At 64.4% G+C, this 17,101-nt stretch carries 16 protein-coding genes; 8 read left to right on the top strand and 8 right to left on the bottom strand.

Annotated features, from left to right (window positions below):
* From VN706_15905 to VN706_15895, 3 genes are all read right to left on the bottom strand, one after another.
* The coding region (locus tag VN706_15905; GenBank protein HXT17127.1) for a M28 family metallopeptidase at positions 1-1,677 on the bottom strand (1,677 nt) is incomplete at its 3' end.
* A gap of 22 nt (positions 1,678-1,699) precedes the next feature.
* A complete protein-coding gene (locus VN706_15900) occupies positions 1,700-2,449 on the bottom strand; it encodes an HAD family acid phosphatase (protein ID HXT17126.1) in 750 nt (249 codons plus the stop codon).
* 404 nt (positions 2,450-2,853) lie between these two features.
* On the bottom strand, positions 2,854-3,582 hold the full coding sequence (locus tag VN706_15895) for a CPBP family intramembrane glutamic endopeptidase (protein ID HXT17125.1): 729 nt from the start codon (positions 3,580-3,582) through the stop codon (positions 2,854-2,856).
* A gap of 160 nt (positions 3,583-3,742) precedes the next feature.
* Here VN706_15895 and VN706_15890 point away from each other — a divergent pair, with 160 nt between their 5' ends.
* The gene (locus VN706_15890) at positions 3,743-4,084 is read left to right on the top strand and encodes a PadR family transcriptional regulator (GenBank protein HXT17124.1); all 342 of its coding nucleotides are present in this window, start codon (positions 3,743-3,745) and stop codon (positions 4,082-4,084) included.
* Between the two features lies 1 nt (position 4,085).
* On the top strand, positions 4,086-6,683 hold the full coding sequence (locus tag VN706_15885; protein HXT17123.1) for an ABC transporter permease: 2,598 nt from the start codon (positions 4,086-4,088) through the stop codon (positions 6,681-6,683).
* Positions 6,684-6,749: 66 nt separating this feature from the next.
* Here the strand turns inward: VN706_15885 and VN706_15880 are convergent, their stop codons facing one another.
* Entirely contained in the window at positions 6,750-7,127 is a 378-nt protein-coding gene (locus VN706_15880; GenBank protein HXT17122.1) for a hypothetical protein, read from the bottom strand.
* Between the two features lie 36 nt (positions 7,128-7,163).
* Here VN706_15880 and VN706_15875 point away from each other — a divergent pair, with 36 nt between their 5' ends.
* Complete coding sequence (locus tag VN706_15875) at positions 7,164-7,811, top strand: hypothetical protein (protein ID HXT17121.1); 648 nt, start codon at positions 7,164-7,166, stop codon at positions 7,809-7,811.
* Between the two features lie 198 nt (positions 7,812-8,009).
* Here the strand turns inward: VN706_15875 and VN706_15870 are convergent, their stop codons facing one another.
* Entirely contained in the window at positions 8,010-10,589 is a 2,580-nt protein-coding gene (locus VN706_15870) for a prolyl oligopeptidase family serine peptidase (protein HXT17120.1), read from the bottom strand.
* A gap of 107 nt (positions 10,590-10,696) precedes the next feature.
* On the opposite strand from VN706_15870, the gene VN706_15865 reads away from it, so the two are divergent.
* Positions 10,697-11,356 carry a DUF4397 domain-containing protein gene (locus VN706_15865; GenBank protein HXT17119.1) on the top strand — a complete coding sequence of 220 codons (660 nt, stop codon included), beginning with the start codon at positions 10,697-10,699 and terminating at the stop codon, positions 11,354-11,356.
* On the opposite strand, the gene VN706_15860 is transcribed toward VN706_15865, so the two are convergent.
* Positions 11,357-11,878: a DinB family protein gene (locus tag VN706_15860; protein HXT17118.1), complete on the bottom strand. Its 522-nt coding sequence runs from the start codon at positions 11,876-11,878 to the stop codon at positions 11,357-11,359.
* A 10-nt stretch (positions 11,879-11,888) separates the two neighbouring features.
* Complete coding sequence (locus VN706_15855; protein ID HXT17117.1) at positions 11,889-12,323, bottom strand: RidA family protein; 435 nt, start codon at positions 12,321-12,323, stop codon at positions 11,889-11,891.
* A 365-nt stretch (positions 12,324-12,688) separates the two neighbouring features.
* On the opposite strand from VN706_15855, the gene VN706_15850 reads away from it, so the two are divergent.
* The 4 genes from VN706_15850 (at position 12,689) to VN706_15835 (ending at position 16,450) form a co-directional block, all read left to right on the top strand.
* Positions 12,689-14,767, top strand: a complete 2,079-nt coding sequence (locus tag VN706_15850) for a PQQ-binding-like beta-propeller repeat protein (GenBank protein ID HXT17116.1) — start codon at positions 12,689-12,691, stop codon at positions 14,765-14,767.
* Between the two features lie 7 nt (positions 14,768-14,774).
* A complete protein-coding gene (locus VN706_15845; protein HXT17115.1) occupies positions 14,775-15,317 on the top strand; it encodes a DinB family protein in 543 nt (180 codons plus the stop codon).
* An 81-nt stretch (positions 15,318-15,398) separates the two neighbouring features.
* Complete coding sequence (locus tag VN706_15840) at positions 15,399-15,761, top strand: hypothetical protein (GenBank protein HXT17114.1); 363 nt, start codon at positions 15,399-15,401, stop codon at positions 15,759-15,761.
* 56 nt (positions 15,762-15,817) lie between these two features.
* On the top strand, positions 15,818-16,450 hold the full coding sequence (locus VN706_15835) for a DUF305 domain-containing protein (GenBank protein HXT17113.1): 633 nt from the start codon (positions 15,818-15,820) through the stop codon (positions 16,448-16,450).
* 81 nt (positions 16,451-16,531) lie between these two features.
* Here VN706_15835 and VN706_15830 read toward each other — a convergent pair whose 3' ends face one another.
* The gene (locus tag VN706_15830) at positions 16,532-17,089 is read right to left on the bottom strand and encodes a DUF1629 domain-containing protein (GenBank protein HXT17112.1); all 558 of its coding nucleotides are present in this window, start codon (positions 17,087-17,089) and stop codon (positions 16,532-16,534) included.
* Between the last annotated feature and the right edge of the window lie 12 nt (positions 17,090-17,101).

The following is a 17,101-nucleotide window of genomic DNA, read 5'->3' as shown; positions in this document are numbered from 1 at the left end:
TGCCTTGAACTCCGTGCCTGCCTTCCACTCCGGCCACCGATCCGTCTGAGCGATGCGGTAGCCGACCTGGAACAGCGCCTGGAGATCCTCGGCCGCGCCCGAGAGATCCCAGTCCGGCTTCACCTGGTCCGACGGCTTGTGGTAGTCGTTGTTCGTGTACTCGTCGCGCTTCTGCTGACTATACGCCGAGTCCTTTCCGACGTACTCGGTGCCGGAGTCGATGTACAGCGACGGCACGCCCTGCTTCGCGAACTCGAAGTGGTCGGAGCGGTAATAGAAACCCTTCTCCGGTTCAGGATCGGGTCGCACGGTGCGATTGTCGGCCTTGAGGACGTCGGTCAACACGTCGTCGAGCGTGCTGTTCCCCAGCCCGATGACCGTGTAGTCGCTCGTTTTGCCCCACTGGTTCAGACCGTCCATGTTGATGTTCGCGGCGGTCTTGTTCAACGGATACAACGGATGCGTCGCGTAGTACTTCGACCCGACCAACCCCTTCTCCTCGGCCGTCACCGACAGGAAGAGAATCGAGCGGCGCGGCGGCGTCTTGAGCTTGGTATAGGCTTTCGCGATCTCTAACAGCGCGGAGCTGCCGGAGGCGTTGTCGGCCGCGCCATTGTAGATCGAGTCGCCGTTCACTTTGGGGCCGATACCCAGGTGGTCCCAATGCGCGGTGTAGATGACGTATTCATCTTTCTTGTCGCCGCCCTCGAGCTTCGCGACGATGTTCTTCGACTGAACGCGCCGGTGGTCGATCTTGACGTCAAAGCTCGCCGTGGCGCCGGTGAGCGTTGCCGGCTTGAAGTCCTTCTTCGCGGCCGCGGCCTTGAGCGAATCGAAATTCAAGTGCGCGGCGCTCAGCAGCTCTTCCGCCTTGGGCAGCGTGATCCATCCCTCGACGGGCACGCGCTTCTCCGCATCGGGCGACACGACGTCGAACTGCTCCTGCGAGTTGCTGCTGCTCACCACCGAATACGGATACCCCGCCGGCCCGGTCTCGTGGATGATGATCGCGGCCGCGGCGCCCTTGTCGGTGGCGATCTCGTACTTGTACGTCCACCGGCCGTAGTACGTCATCGCCTTGCCCTTGAACATCGTGCTGTCGAGCGTCGTATCGCCGGCCACGCGAATCGCCGGGTCGTTCACGAGCATGAGGATCGTCTTCCCCTTCACGTCGACGCCCTTGTAGTCGTCCCAGCCATATTCGGGCGCGACGACGCCGTAGCCGACGAACACGATGTCGGAGTTGTCGATCTTCGTCTCGGGCCGCTCGTGGCGCGAGTTCGCGATGAAATCATCGGGATACTTGAGCGCGACGGTCTTGCCGTTCGCCTTGAACGTCGCGGTGGGATGCGACAGATAGCCGACGAGATCGACCTTCTGAATGAACGATCCATCGGGATTGCCCGGCTTGAGGCCGAGCGACTTGAACTGCGACTCCATGTACGCGGTGGCCTTCTCTTCGCCCGGCGTGCCGGGTGCGCGCCCTTGCATGGAATCCGCGGACAGATCCTTGATGTGTTGCAGCAACGCGTCGGCGGTAATGGCTTGCGCCGCACTGTCGACATCAGCTGAACTCGTCGCGCCGCCGCTCTTGGTCGCGTCGGTCTTGGCGCATGCAGCCACCGCGATGGACGCGGCAAGCGCAGCCATCACGGCGATCGGTAGTCTCGAGCTCACGAAACCCTCGTGGGATGAATGCCTACGGATCGCGATTCTGCTGCCACGATCCGTACATGGGATTGGGAAGAATGAACCAGCGCCGGCCGAAGTCGGCAAGCGCCCGCGGATCATTTCGCGCGGCCTGCGTCATTCCCGGAAAATCGAGAATGTTGTCGCCGAAGTACGCCACGACGTCGAGCGCTGGAACCCCGGCGACCGCGCTGCCGCTGCGCACGCGCTCGAAGCGCGGATTCTTGTCGCTTTGACCGGATGGCTGGCACAACACGAGATCCGCCTCGATGCCGGCCGATTGGAGATTCGCGCGCGTCGCCGCACAGAGCGAGTCGGCGCGATTCGTCACGATCGCCACACGTCCGCCAAGGGAGTGGACGCGGCGCGTGAGCTCGGGTGCGCCGGGAATCGCGGTCGCCGCGCGCTCGTTCACCCACGCGACCCAGCTCGCATCGGTGTAGCCGCTGTCGAGCATCGCCCGGCGCCGCTCGTACTCGGAGTTGTCGAGCACTGTTTCGTCGGCGTCCATGATCACCGCCCACGACTGCGACGCGAGGCCGCGAGAGAGCTCGGGCATTCGATCCGCCGCGACTTGAAACGCCTGCCGCGCGAGCGCGCGATACTCCGCGGAGGTCCGGAACCAGCGCACGTCATTCGGGAGCGCGCGCGGCACCACGACCGGGCCGGCGGCGGTCGCGATCGTCGCCGGCGAACCGGCACAACCGGACAGCGACGCGACGAACGTGACCACAATCGAGACTGACTGAATACGGTGCATGTGTCCTCGTGACGTTGGCGAGTCACACGGAATTTATTCTCACCAGTCCAATGCTGCTTGACTCGGCACGCGCACTCGGCTTAGGTGAGACATGTGGTGTCTCGGGAGACTGGATAGTGCGCGCGGGCGGCGGCGACACCGCGGTCTTTGAGATTCTGCCGAATCCGTCGACGACCGTTGCGTACAATGCGCTGGTCGCCGTCACCGATTCGACCTCGGCGACGCGACGGGCCCGATCACGACGACTTGCATCGTTCGTCGATCGCGGTCGGGCCAGCGATTCGTCGATTGAGCATGTGTCATCCCGAGGAGCAGCGCGACGAGGGATCTAGCATACTGGTCGAGGGATTAGCCGCGCTGCCGAGATGAAAGATCCCTCGTCGCCGCGCTCCTCGGGATGACAGTTATGTCGTCGCGATCGCAGGGACCGCACCAGGCCGACGCAGCACCGCGAAGCCGAGCACGCCGCCCGAGATATCCACCAGCGCGTGAATGACCATCGCCGGGATCAGCCACCCGCTCCCGAGCACGATGAGACTCATGATGAGACTGACGACACCCGTCTTGATCATGCCGCGCGGTCCCTGATACGCATGTGCAACGCCGAACACGACGGCCACGAGAACGATCGCCGCCGGCAGTCCGACGTACGCCACGAGCAGCCACGTAAGAAATCCGCGATAGAGCAGCTCCTCGCAGACCCCCGCGGTACATGAGAGAACCATGAACCAGCGGAACTCGCGCGCGTTGTGCGGCAGAATCATCTCGACGTTGCCGATCTGCTTGGCCAGCTCGTCGAGGCGCTCGGGTTTCGCGCGATACACCGCGCGATTCTGGCGGACGACGAGCATGCCGACGCCCAGCATCACCCCGACGCCGAGGTAGACGCGCCAATCATTCGGCGGCACCAAGCCGAGGTCGCGCCATGGACGCCGGGCGCGCGACCAGATTACGATCGCGGCCGCGGCGAGCGCCCACTGCACGGCGGTGGCGCGGCGATACGCGTTGAGTCGCGCGTTCGGCACACCGGCGGCGATGCGCCGCTTGAGCTCGCGGTCGAAGTAGAGGACCGCCGCGCCGGCAACGCCGACGGCGAAGAAGAGGGCGAACGCGACGTCGAGGAGGTTGGGCATGCAGGCACGCGAGGAAGATTGCTAAAGTAATTTCGTACGAGGGCGTCGGCGAGGCGCAAGACGACCCGGCCGGCGCTCCTGATCGCCCTTTCCAACCCTTTTCGCACGGCCGGTGTCTCCAGTAAGCAGCTTACGGTAAGTCTCTTACTGGAGACCCATCATGGAGAAGGATGGCGTGCTGGTTCCCGGCACGTTCGATCTGCTCATCCTCAAGGCGCTGAGCCTGGGGGCGATGCACGGCTGGGGTGTGGCCGAGCGGATCGAGCGGCTGTCGGGCGGCGTGTGCGAGATTCAGCAAGGTGCCGTGTATCCCGCGCTGCAACGCCTGCGCCGCCGCGGCTGGGTCGTCGCCGAGTGGCGCATCACCGACAACAACCGCCGCGCGCGCTTCTACAAGCTCACGGCATCCGGACGCCGGCAGCTGGCCGCCGAAGTCGCGTGGTGGCAGCGCGCGATCGGCGGGGTGGATCGCGTGCTGCGCGCCGTCGCGGCGGAGGCCTGACATGTCGTGGCTCGATGCATTCCGCCAGCGCGCGGCGGATCTCTTCACGACGCGCGGCGACCGCGAGTTGCGCGAAGAGATCGACTATCACCTGGAGCTCGAGACGTCGCGCCTCATTCGCGACGGCTGTGATCCCGCGGTCGCTCGCCGCCGCGCGCTCGAGAAGTTCGGTCCCACCACACACGTCACCGACGCCACGCGCGACGCGCGCGGCTCCAATCCGACGGAGGGGAGCATGCAGGATTTCCACTGGGCGATTCGCTCGCTTCGGAAGAACCCGGCGTTCACCGCGCTCGCCCTCGTGACGCTCGTGCTGGGCATTGGCGCGGCGACGGTCGCATTCACGGTGCTCGACACGGTACTGCTGCGTCCCCTGCCCTATCGCGATGCGAACCGCCTCGTGATGATCCGCGAGCGCACCGACGAGCAGGTGCTGCTGCCGCCGTCGTATCCGAACTTCGTGAGCTGGCGCGAGTCCGCGCGCTCGTTCGATGGCGTCGCGTCCGCGATGATGCCGTATTCCACCACCGTGTGGCCGTCGCCGTCGGCACCGGAGCCACTGCGCGTACCGATCATGGGCGTGTCACGCCACTTCTTCGCCACGCTCGGCGTCACGCCCGAGATTGGTCGCGAATTCACCGACGACGAGAACGCGGTCGGCGGACGTTGGGCCGCGATGGTCACGCACGAGTTCTGGCAAACGAACATGGGTGGACGCCAGCCACTCGGCGCGATTCGTCTTTTCGGTGAGATCGTGCCCGTCGTCGGCGTGCTGCCGCCGGGATTTCGTTTCGCCGCTCAGGTGGACGTGTTCTTTCCGCACGAGCGGATGCCAGGCACCGTGCGCAATGCGCACAACTACATCGTCGTCGGGCGCCTCAAGCCGGCGGTTACGCTCGACGCGGCCCGCGCGGACATGACGAGCCTTTCACGACGCTTGCTCGCCGAATATGGAAACGAAACGCAGGCGGTCGATGCCGATGTGTTGCCGCTGCGCGATTACTTCGTGGCGGACTATCGCATCATGCTCTCCGTGGTGTTCGGCGCGGCGTCGCTCGTGCTGTTGATCGCGTGTACCAATCTCGTGACCGCGCAGCTGGCGCGAGGTACCGCGCGCGAGCGGGAGATCGTCGTGCGCGCCGCATTGGGCGCGTCGCGCGCACGACTTGCCCGGCAACTGCTGCTGGAGAGCGTCGTGCTCGTGGTCGTCGGTGCGGTGAGCGCGGCGGTGCTCGCGCTGGCGGCGACGCGCGGCATCAAATCGGTCGGACAGAATCTGGTGCCGAGGCTGTCGGAGCTCAGTGTCGATCCGCGCGTGCTCGGGTTCGTGAGCGCTATCGCGGTGGTGACGACGCTGATCGTCGGCGTGTACCCCGCGTGGCGGCTCGCCAATCGCGACGCCGGCCTGGTGCTGCGCGGCGCGCGCGACGGAGCGACCATCCGCGCCACAGTGTGGCGGCTCCTGGTCGGCTTCGAGATTGCGCTCGCGCTGATGCTGCTCGTTGGATCGGCGCTGCTGGTGCGCACACTTCACAATATTCTCACAGCCGATACCGGCTTCAATCCGCATGGCATCGTGACGGCGTCGATCGCGCCGCCGAACGACGTCAATCGGCTCGACGAGGTGTTGACCGAGCTTCGAACGGTGCCGGGCGTGCAAGGCGCCGCGCTCACGAATCGGGTGCCGCTCTTGTGGGGCGTGTCGTCGGCCCCGGTGCGCCGCCCGGGTGATCCGGGCGATCACGATTGGCCTGCAATGGCGGGCTTTCGCGTCGTGAGTCCGGATTATTTCTCCGTCCTCCAGCAGCCGATCCTTCGCGGACGTGCATTCACGACGGCGGACGCCGCGAATGCTCCAGGCGTGGCGATCGTCACGCCGGGCATCGCCGGGAAGTTGTGGCCGGGGCAGGATCCGATCGGGCGCACGATCTCGAGCAACTACGCGTTCAACCAATGGCTGACCGTCGTGGGCGTCGTTCGCGAAGCATCGAACTGGTCGATGCCGCGCGGTACGCAGAACGAGATTTACGTTCCGCTGGCGCAGCATCCGAAGTCGCTCGAAGGACAGGTCGTCGCGATGCTGCGCACGAGCGGCAGCACCGATGCGATCGCGCCGGCGCTCCGCGCCCGGCTTCACGCGCTCGTACCGAAGTCGCCGGCGCAGATCAGCACCATGGATACGCGGATCGCGAACAGCGCGGCGGATCGTCGATTCGCGATGCTTGCGCTCACCGCGTTCAGCGCGATCGCGATCGTGCTGGCGGCGGTCGGGATCTATGGTGTGATCTGGTACATCGTATCGACGCGCACGCACGAAATCGGCATTCGCATGGCACTCGGCGCCACCGCGGCGATGGTGCGTCGCAATGTGCTCGGCAATGCGCTCATGATGACGGGAGGCGGCGTGATCGCGGGCCTGGCGTGCGGCGCGTTCGCGACGAGGTATCTCAGGGCGTCGCTGTACGGCGTCTCTCCGCTCGACGTCAGCGTTTACATCATTGGCGCGCTGATCGTGCTCGGCACGGCGATCCTCGCGGCGTACGTGCCGGCGCGGCGGTCGAGCCGGGTGGATCCGATGGTTGCGATTCGGGGTGAATAGAAAAAAACGACAACGTCTGACAAGATCCGACCAGATCTGGTCAGGTGTCGTCAGACGTTGTCGTACTCAAGGTTCGACGGCGTCCGGCGACGCCACCTTCGGCGGCAGCAGCGACGCGATCTTCGCCGCGCGAATCGTGTGTCGTTCGCCCAGCATCCGAAACGTCTCCGCGGTTTCAGTCTGGCCGGTCGTCTCGAGCTGGCGCGCCATCGCGCGGCAGTAGTCGGCGACCTGAACCTCATCGTCGACGTCCTGCGCGGAAAAGCCGAACGGCTCCTCGTAGAGCAGCAGCGCCGCGACGGCGTGCGCTGAGAACGGCGTATCGAGCAACTGTTCGCGAATGTCATCCAGTTGCGCTCGGTTGGCCAACACACCTGCCCATTCAGCGCCGCTGAGAGCGGGCGTGACGTCCTCGTTCACCGCGATTCCTCCGAAGATGGGCACTGTGATTGCCCTTTAGGTGCATACCAACATGGGGGGATGATGATGATAGCTCAACGGGTGGCACGACTTGCGGCGACGGCGGCAGCGTTCGCTTCGCTCTCTGCACTTGGCGCCTGCGCGAACGCAGGTCAGCTCGGCAATATCCTGGGCGGTGTGCTCTCGCCGGCGGCCACCGGCATGCAGGTGTCAGCGACCGTGCAAAGCGTGAACACGCAATCGCAGGCGATCAACATGCAGCAGTCGAACGGCCAGAACATCGCCGTGCTGTATGACAGCCGCACGAGAGTCATTTACGACAACCAGCTCTATCCGGTGACGTCGCTCGAGTACGGCGACCAAGTGCTGGCGCATCTGCTCGATCAGGGTAATAACAGTTATTACACGGACTCCGTGTACGTCACGCAGCCGGTAAACGGCTCGGCGACGAACTACCCGACGACGTCGTACCCGAATTCGAACTCGGCGAACGTGCAGGCGCTCCAGGGAACGGTGCGGTCCGTCGACTACAACAACGGCCAGTTCAACATCGACAGCGGGAACGGCGTGCTATTGACCGTGTCGATGCCGTATCGCGCGAACAGCCAGGATCAGAATCGCTTCAACAGTCTTCGCGTTGGCGATTTCGTTCGCTTCTCGGGCGTGTTCCTGAATAACTCGCGCGTGGAGTTGAGGCAGTTCAACTAGCGCTCCACTCTTTGTCATCCCGAGCGGAGGCGCGCAGCGCTCCACTCTGTGTCATCCCGAGCGGAGGCGCGAAGCGCCGCAGTCGAGGGACCCCCTTCTCAGCGGAGCGCTGCGTATGGCTCCTCCGCCGGGACGGGGGTCCCTCGACTCCCCTTCGCTACGCTCAGGGTCGCTCGGGATGACAAGGAGTTCGTCGCGTTACGGAATCGTCTTCGCGTCGCCGCTACCTTTCACGTACGTATCAAACCACGCGATCCACCGCGCCCAGAGGTCGAGATCGGTGGTATACGTCGCGTCGCTGTGATCCTCATACGGATACATGTACAACGCCGCCGGTTTGCCGAGCCCTTGCAACGCGTGGTACATGCGGATGGAGCTGATCGGCGCCGTGCCGACGTTCTGATCCTCGAGCGCGTGATACATCAATAGCGCGCCGTGGATCTTGTCGGCGCGATAGAACGGCGACATGTCGAGATAGACGTTCTGCGCCTCGAAGAAATTGCGTCGCTCGCTCTGAAATCCGAACGGCGTGAGCGAACGATTGTACATGCCGTCGCCCGCGATACCCGCCTTGAAGTACGGCGTGAGCGTGAGGCCGTTCACCGTGCTGAACGCGCCATAACTATGGCCGCCGAGTCCCATGTGGTTGCGATCGACGTAGCCGGCGTCGACGGCGGCGTCGATCACCGCGTCGAGATTCTCCTTGAGATCGCGCGTGTAGTTGTCGTTCATCTTGCCCGAGTCGCCCATGATCGGCGAATCCGGCTCGAGCAACACGTAGCCCTGCGTCACCCATAGCTTCACCGATGACGCGGGGCGAGCCGGTTCGATCTCCGGAAACTTGTTGATGTTCGTGTTGTAGCGCGATCGATCGTATTCGGCCTGCGTCGTGTATTCGCGCGGATAGAACCAGATGATGCCGGGCATCCGCTTGCCGGGCTGCCATTCCTTCGGCAGCGTGACGTCCACCCAGAACTTGACGTCGTCGCGCGGACGCGTGACCTGAAAACGCTCGTGACGCGCGCCGGTGACTTCCGGTGCGACGTCCCTGTTGTGCGTGAGCTGCACGTCCTGCCCGCTCGCCGTGTGCAGATGCGCGTCGGGAAGCGTGGTGGCGGATTCGTGCGTGAAGATGAACTGGCTGTAGTCGTCGTCGAGTGGAGCGACGACTTCGTCGAACGCGTTGGCCGGACTCTCGAACACCCGCTTGCGCGCGCCGGTCGCGATGTCGACGCGATCGACCCACGGCCGTGGCGATTGCGTCGTCCACTTCGCGGCGGGCATCTGGGTGCCCGTCGTGAAGACGCTCTTGCCGTCGCTGCTCACCATGACGACCTGTTCGCCATTCACGCCATGTGTCACGGCGAGCGCACCGCCCTGCGCCGAATCATTCGCGGCGCCACCGAATCCTCCCGCGCCTCCGCGTCCGCCGCCCGCGTTCGGAATGCTGACGCCGCGGCCAAGGGAGTATTTGTGCGACGGATCGCTGAGGTGAATCGCGTAGACAGTGCCGCTGTCGGCGACGAACAACGTCTTGCCGTCGGCGCTGAACGCGGCGTTGGACATCCGGCCGCTTCCTTCATACAAGACCTTCGAGTCATTCGCACCGAACGGCGGCACCAAGTTGATCAAGCGAACGCTCGACACTTGCGGCCGCGCCGGGCCACGACCGCCGCGGGCCGGAGCGCTCATCGTGACCACCGACTGCAAGTACACGAGCCCCGGACCCGCGGGATTCCACTCGATGTTGCGCTTGCTCGTGTCCGCGGATTGATCGCCACCGCGCCCGCCGCGCGCCTCTGCCTCGCGCAACGGCGAGGTGCCGAGCAACGTGATGACGCTGCCCTTGTCGTCCCACATCTCCTGGCGCGAGCCGAAGTTCGACACGGGCACGATGTACGAGAACGGCTTCGTCATGGTCGTGACGTGGAAGAATTTCGCGTCGGGAGAAACGGAGACGGCGCGGATCATCGCGGGCGCGCCGATCTTTCGCACGGTCTTGGCGCGCACGTCGATCAGCGCGAGCTGGCCCGTGGTGTAGTACTCGAGCTGCGCCTTGTCGTGTGGATCCTCGAGCAGCGCGGGATGAATCACCTGCGGCAGCGCGCGCGATTCGGTGAGCCGTACCTGTGGTCCGGTCTCGATGCCATTCTTGCCGTGCGCCGGAAGCGGGCCGCGCGCATCGGGGACGAGCACGGTGACGAGGCTGCGGCCGTCGCTCGTCCAGTCGAGCGTCGTGACGAGCGTTGCGAGAACCGGCACGTTGCTCACGCGCGTCGAGTGCCCGCTCGCGACGTCGGCGACGTACGCGTACGACGCGTCGTCGAAGTTCGCGAGATACGCGATCTGGCTTCCGTTCGGTGACCACACCGGCGAAGCGATAGTTGCGCCTTTCGGGGTTTCCATCACACGCTCGGCACCAGTGTGCGCGTCGACGATGGACAGTCCGGTGTGTTGGCTCGTCGTGACCGTGCGTGCGCGATTCGCGCGCGCGTCGATCTGGAGGCCGCCAAGATTGACGTGCGCGGCACCGTATTTATCGATGTCGCCGCGGTCGAGACCGGGCGTGCGGATGAACCACTTCCGGTCGGGGCTCGGGTTTGTAAAGGATATGTCGACGCGCGGCGCCATCACGATGCGCTCGATCACCGCCGGTGGCTTGACGTACGTTTCGGTGCGGAGGATTTCTTGCGGATTCCAACCTTGCTGAGCCGCGAGGGAGGAAGCGAGCGTGATCTCGAGGGCGAGAAAAACGGCGCGTGAGCGAAGTGTGAGCATAGAGATTGAAGGCGTGGGATATTCGTCGTCCCGAGGCGCAGGCGAGGAATGACGAGCGCGATGAATATGGCATCGCGCACAGGGCATCGACAGACACGAGGTGAAACGTGAAGCAGGTTGGTTTGCTTTTGGTAGCTGCCGCGGCGGTTGCCGCATGTGATTCATCGAACCCGGCGTTGCCGACGCCGACGACGCAGACGGCATCGGCGCGCGCGATCAATGCGTCGAAGTTGGCGGTCGACGTGAACGTCGACGGACAACTCGTCGTCCACGGACTCGCCGCGACCAGCGTATCGGACCAGTTCTTCGTGACGCCGGGCACTCACACCGTGCAGTTCCTGTCGCCGAACGGCCCGAGCGCGACCACATCGGTGACGGCGGACACGTCGAAGCACGCAGCGGTCTATGCCTTCTCACCGAGCGCGACGACGCTCGCCGCCGGCGACATCGCGGACACCGATGCCGTGGTGCCGGCAAACAAGAGCAAGCTCCGCGTCACGAACCTCACGGCCAGCCTCGGCACCAACGAGATCTGGCGCACGCAGCCCGACTTTCAGTCGCCGGTACACGTTGCGACGCCGTTTCCCTTCGGCCTCACGTCGCCCTACCTGCAGAGCGATCCCGGAGTGTGGGAAGTGTTCGTCACGCCGCCCGGCGGTGGCGTGAAGCTCGCGACGACCGGCCCGATCAGCATTCCCGCCGGCGAGCGACGATCGGTGGTGTTGATGGACACCGCCGGCGTGCTGCGGTTTAAAGTCTTCGAATGATTAGGCGCTAAACGGCTTGTCGTCGGCGGTCGGCCCGTACATGCTCGGAACCTTTTCGCCGAGCAGGCGGAGATAGAACGCGAGCTGCGCGCGGTGATGGACGATGTGATTGAGCGTCATCGTGCGCAGCATCATGTAGCGGGGCATCGTCATCATCGTCTGGCCGCCGGCCTTGAAGTGCCACGGCACCTGGAAGTCTTCATCCGTGGCTTTGGCGATGGCGTCGCGCGCGTCTTTCACGCCGCGATCGAATTCCGCGAGCAGTGTCGCCGTCGATTCGATGCTATAGCCGAATTGCTTGCCGCCTGTCTTCGGCGCGATGTCGAACTCCGTCGCGCCCATCACCATAGTCGTCCAGCCGGGCAGTCGTGCGACGAGCTGCGCCAGGTGCGCGAGGGGAAACGTTTTCTCGCCCGGCTTCCATTCGCCTTTGCCCGGTCCATCGGGCACGCGCTCGAGGATCTTGCGCGTGGTGACCATCTCGGAGTCGAATTCCGGCAGCAGCAAATCGGCGATGCGCACGGTGAGCCTCCTATTTCGACGGTAGCGCGGCGATGCACTCGATCTCGACTTTCGCGCCCGGGCTGACGAGCGCCGCCACGACGACGGTCGATCGAGCCGGCGGTTCCTTCGTGAACGCCTGCGTGTACGAGGAGTTCATGCCCGCGAAGTCCTTCAGGTCGGTGAGAAACACGGTGCATTTGAGCACGTTGCCCATGTTGCTGCCCGCGGCCTCGACGACTTTCTGCACGTTGGCGAGCGCGCGCTTGGTCTGGCCCTGAATGGAGCTGTCGGGATCGGTGCGCGACGTTCCGGTTTGGCCGGAGACGTACAACACGTCGCCGGCGCGTGTGCCGGGGCTGAGTGTCGCGGAGGGGCGGCTGCCTTCGGGGATGACGACTTGTTTCTGCGCGTGAAGTACGGCGGGGAGGGCGAGGGCTAGGAGCGTCGCGAGGTGTAGGCGCATTGCGGTGGGCGGTGGGCGGTGGGCGTCGGGGATGACCTGGGGGAAGAATCTCCGGCGAAAAGGCGAATGGCGGAAGGGAGCATGCCGAGGTCATTCATTGCTTCTCATGGCCGAGCTCATGCTGGGCGATGGGGTCGGCGATTACGCGGAGCGTGTGTCATCCTGAGCGAAGCGCAGCGTAGCGAAGGACCCCTTGCTTAGCGGAGCGCTGCGTAGGGCTCCTCCGCCCGGACGGGGGTCCTTCGACTCCGGCGCTTCGCGCCTCCGCTTGGGATGACACGACGGGCGGCTCCGCTCAGGATGACAGGCGTCGGGCGCCTCCGCTCAGGATGACAGGCGCGCACTCGACACGTAGCTTTTCGCCGATGCACATTCGACTTTTCCTCGGCGCGTTCGTCATCGCCTCGAGCGCCGCCGCGCAGCAAACCGCCAACTGGCCCGTCTACGGCGGCAACGCGGACAACACGCACTACTCGACCCTCTCGCAGATCACGCCGGCGAACGTCGCGCAATTGCAAGTCGCGTGGACGTACGAGACACACGATGAATGGAAAGGATCGGAGATGCAGGCCAATCCGATCGTCATCGACGGCGTGTTATACGCCACGAGCCCCAAGCTGCGCGTGTTCGCGCTCGACGCCGCGACCGGAAAGCCACTGTGGAGCTTCGATCCCAATTTCGGAAAGCCGGCGCCGCAGCGCTTTCGGCATCGCGGCGTGACGGTCACGGGCGATCGCGTGCTCTTCACGTATCGCAACAAGCTGTGGGCGCTCGATCGCCGGACTGGGAAGCCCATTCTGTCGTTCGGGGACAGCGGCGCCGTCGACATGCGGAACGGGTTCGAGCGGCCATCGGAACGCATCGGCATCAGCGCCAGCGCACCGGGCCGAGTGTGGAAGGATCTGTTCATCATCGGGAGCACCGTCGCCGAGGCGCTGCCGTCGTCGCCCGGCGACATTCGGGCGTATGATATAAAAACTGGAAAGTTGGTGTGGGCATTCCACACGATTCCCCACCCTGGCGAGTACGGCTACGAGACATGGCCGCCGGATGCATGGAAGGTCTCGGGCGGCGCGAATGCGTGGGCGGGCGTCACCATCGACGAGCAGCGCGGCATCGTGTTCGCCGCCACCGGGTCGGCAGCCTTCGACTTTTATGGCGCGAATCGCGTTGGCGACGATCTCTTCGCGAACACCCTGCTCGCGCTCGACGCGCGCACCGGCAAGCGGCTGTGGCATTTCCAGGCCGTGCGCCACGATCTGTGGGACTGGGACTTTCCGGCCGCGCCGACGCTCGTCACGGTGCAACGCGACGGCCGTGCGGTCGATGCGGTCGCGCAGATCACGAAGACGGGCTACGTATACGTCTTCGATCGGGTGACCGGCAAGCCGCTCTTCCCCACCGCGTGGCGAAAGACGTTTCCGTCGTCGATGGACGGCGAGATGGCGGCGGATTCACAGCCGTATCCCGTCGCACCGCCGCCCTTCGTGCGCCAGAACCTCACCGAGGACATGCTCACGACGCGGACGCCGGCCGCGCACGATTCGGCATTGAAGTTCTTTAAAGCCTACGCGACGCGCGGCATGTACGACCCGCCCAACGCCCAAGGCACGATCATCTTTCCGGGTGTGGACGGCGGCGGAGAATGGGGCGGCCCCGCGTTCGATCCGACGACCGGCCTGCTCTACGTGAACGCGAACGAGCTGCCGTGGTATCACAAGCTCGTCGAGAACAGCGACAAGTCGCTGTTCGGCGCGAACTGCGCGAGCTGCCACGGCGACGATCTCAAGGGATCGCCGATGGTGCCGTCGCTCCTGGGCGTCGCATCACGGAAGTCGCGCGACGACATCGCGAAGATCATCCGCGAAGGCACCGGCCGCATGCCCGCCTTCGCGGGCACCCTCGACAACTCGGCAGTCAATGCCCTGGTCAACTATCTGCTCACCGGTCACGACGTGGCCGAGCAGGCGGGGGCGAACCCCAATTATCTCAAGTATCGGAGTACGGGGTTGCGGCTGTGGCAGGATCCGGACGGCTATCCGCCGATCTCGCCGCCGTGGGGGACGTTGAGCGCGATCGATCTCAACCAGGGCGAGATTCGCTGGCAGATTCCGTTCGGCGAATATCCGGCGCTCGCCGCGCAGGGCGTGACGAACACCGGAAGCGACAGCTACGGCGGCGCGATCGTCACGCAGAACGGGTTGCTGCTCATCGGCGCGACGACGTACGACAGGAAATTCCATGTGTACGACAAGCGCACCGGAAAGCTCTTGTGGGAGGCGTCGCTGCCGGCATCGGGCAATGCCACGCCATCGTTATATATGGTGAATGGAAAGGAGTATCTCGTGATCGCCTGCGGCGGCGGCAAGAACGACGCGCCGTCGGGCGGAACGTATGTCGCGTTCGCGCTACCGAAACCTGAAGGTCAACACCACCTCCACTGAGTCGCCCATGGCTGAATACGCCGCCGCTGACATGGCAAGATCATTTCGCACCGTTCGCAACAACACGCTGCAGATCGCCGAGGAGATTCCCGAGGACAAGTATGATTTCGTCGCGGCGCCGGGGACGCGGTCGGTGCGCGATCTGCTCGCGCACATCGCGTACGCGAATCAGCTGCACTTCGAGGTGCATCGCGACCAGCGGCGCCCGTCGCTTCAGGGCTACGATTTCGGTGCGTACATGCAGCGTGTCGCGGCCGCGGAAACGAAGCCACAGACCAAGTCCGAGGTGATCTCGGCGCTTCGCGAGGAGGGTGAGAAGTTCGCGGCGTGGATCGAGACGTTGCCGAAGGAGTTCCTGAACGAGACGATGACGAATCCGATGGGCGAGCATCCGAAGACGCGCATGGAGTATTTGATGGCGGTGAAGGAGCACGAGATGCATCACCGCGCGCAGCTGATGCTGATCGAGCGGATGCTTGGCATCACGCCGCATTTGACGCGGGCGATGCAGGAACGCCGGGCGCGCGCGCAGCAGGCCGCGAAGGCTTAGGGCCGTCACGCACCGTCGCCACGCTCAGCCGTGGCGACGGCCTCTCCTGTGCAGGACAACATGTACACACAGGAGAGGCCAATGGCAGACGAAGAGAGAGATCCGATTACCACCGGCGACGAGCGGCGCGAGCGCGACCTGAACCGTCACCGGCTCGATGAACAGCGGACCGTGCGCGCCGAGCTGGTGGGGCGACTGCGGAGTCGAGGGATCACCGTGCCCGACGCGGACTCCTCGGAAGAGGTGGTGCGCACGGTCGACGCCGTCGAAGCATTCGAGCGGGCGGTCGAAGCGCAGGGCGGTGATCTGATGGTCGACACGCCGCCGGCGCAGCGGCCGGACAACAGGGCCTTCGTGATCCCGACGCGCGCCGAGGGCGAGTCAGCCGCCGAATTCATTCGCCGCGTTCAGGTCGCGACCGCGCGGCTGGTTCGCGCGGACTGAGCCTTTGAACGGGGCGCGCCCCGTCATACGTTCATGACGAACGCGGGAGCGAACCCATGAGGACGATTCTTTTCGCATCGGCGATTGTCGGCGCGCTGTTTACTTCTCATACGCCGGCCGCCGCGCAGGGCTCGGCGCGGCCGAGTCCGGCGTTCACCGCCGCGGACGTGGCGTTCATGCAAGGGATGATTCAGCATCACGCGCAAGCGGTGATGATGTCGGCATTCGCGCCGACGCACGGGGCGAGTGCAGCCATTCGGTCGCTTGCCGAGCGTATCGATGTATCGCAGCGGGATGAGATCGGGCTGATGCAGCGGTGGCTGGCGGACCGGCATCAGTCGGCACCGGATCCACTCGCGGCGAGAGGCGCGCACGGCATGAACGGTATGCCGGGGATGCCGACGATGTCGGGCATGGCCGATTCGACGATGCCGAAGTTGATGCCCGGCATGTTGACGCCGGCGCAGATGAAGCAGCTCGACGCGGCGAGAGGCGCGGAGTTCGACCGATTGTTTTTGACGTTCATGATCCAGCATCACCGCGGGGCGCTCACGATGGTGGATGATCTCTTCGCGGTGCCTGGTGCGGGGCAGGAGAACCAGGTGTTTCGCTTTGCGTCGGATGTGACGGCGGATCAGACGGCGGAGATTGGGCGGATGGAGAAGATGCTGGGGGCGCTCGGCAGGTAGTTGCGGGGTCGCACTCGAGATAGGCGCGGTCCTGCGGGACGGACACCATTCGACAAAGATCTGGACTCACGCGACAGCGCATCAGACTGCTATGAAATTCACTCCTGTTGTTTCCTCACTAAGCAAGAGATTTCGTATTTCCTCCGTTACAATGAGGGCGATCTCCCAACTATCCAGCCGAAATACTGATGCTCCGTCGATTTTTTCCGCATCGACTCTCAGTTTGTTAATCATGAAATACTGTCCAATCTTTTCCGGAGCGCCGTCCGAAGCTGACCAACGCTCGATTATTGAATTCTGCTCATCAATTGCTGCGCGCTTAGACACAACATTTATCGCATCGAACTTCTCATCGACGTCGTCGATGCGCACCGGAAACAACTGGATGTCGTTTGGCGCCGCGTCACGTAGTCGAGCAGCCAGTTGAGCGCGCAGAATAGGCAGGTCGAAATCTGAGAATGTGAAGTCAAGACTGCGGCCCACTCGACGCATCGCAAGATTGAGCTCACCCGAATAACTCGATGGAACTCCAACCGTGAGTCGCCGTACGTCGAATTCGGCCCCGGCCGAATCGCGCGCGTGGCCGAGAAACCACCGGCCGGGCAGTTTGAGGTCATCTACGATTCGATAGAGGCGCATGACTGGGGTTCG

It is taken from the genome of Gemmatimonadaceae bacterium, assembly GCA_035606695.1.
In the GTDB taxonomy this organism is placed as follows: domain Bacteria; phylum Gemmatimonadota; class Gemmatimonadetes; order Gemmatimonadales; family Gemmatimonadaceae; genus JAQBQB01.
The sequence above is the reverse complement of the archived record's forward strand: the minus strand, read 5'-3'. Positions and strand labels throughout refer to the sequence as shown.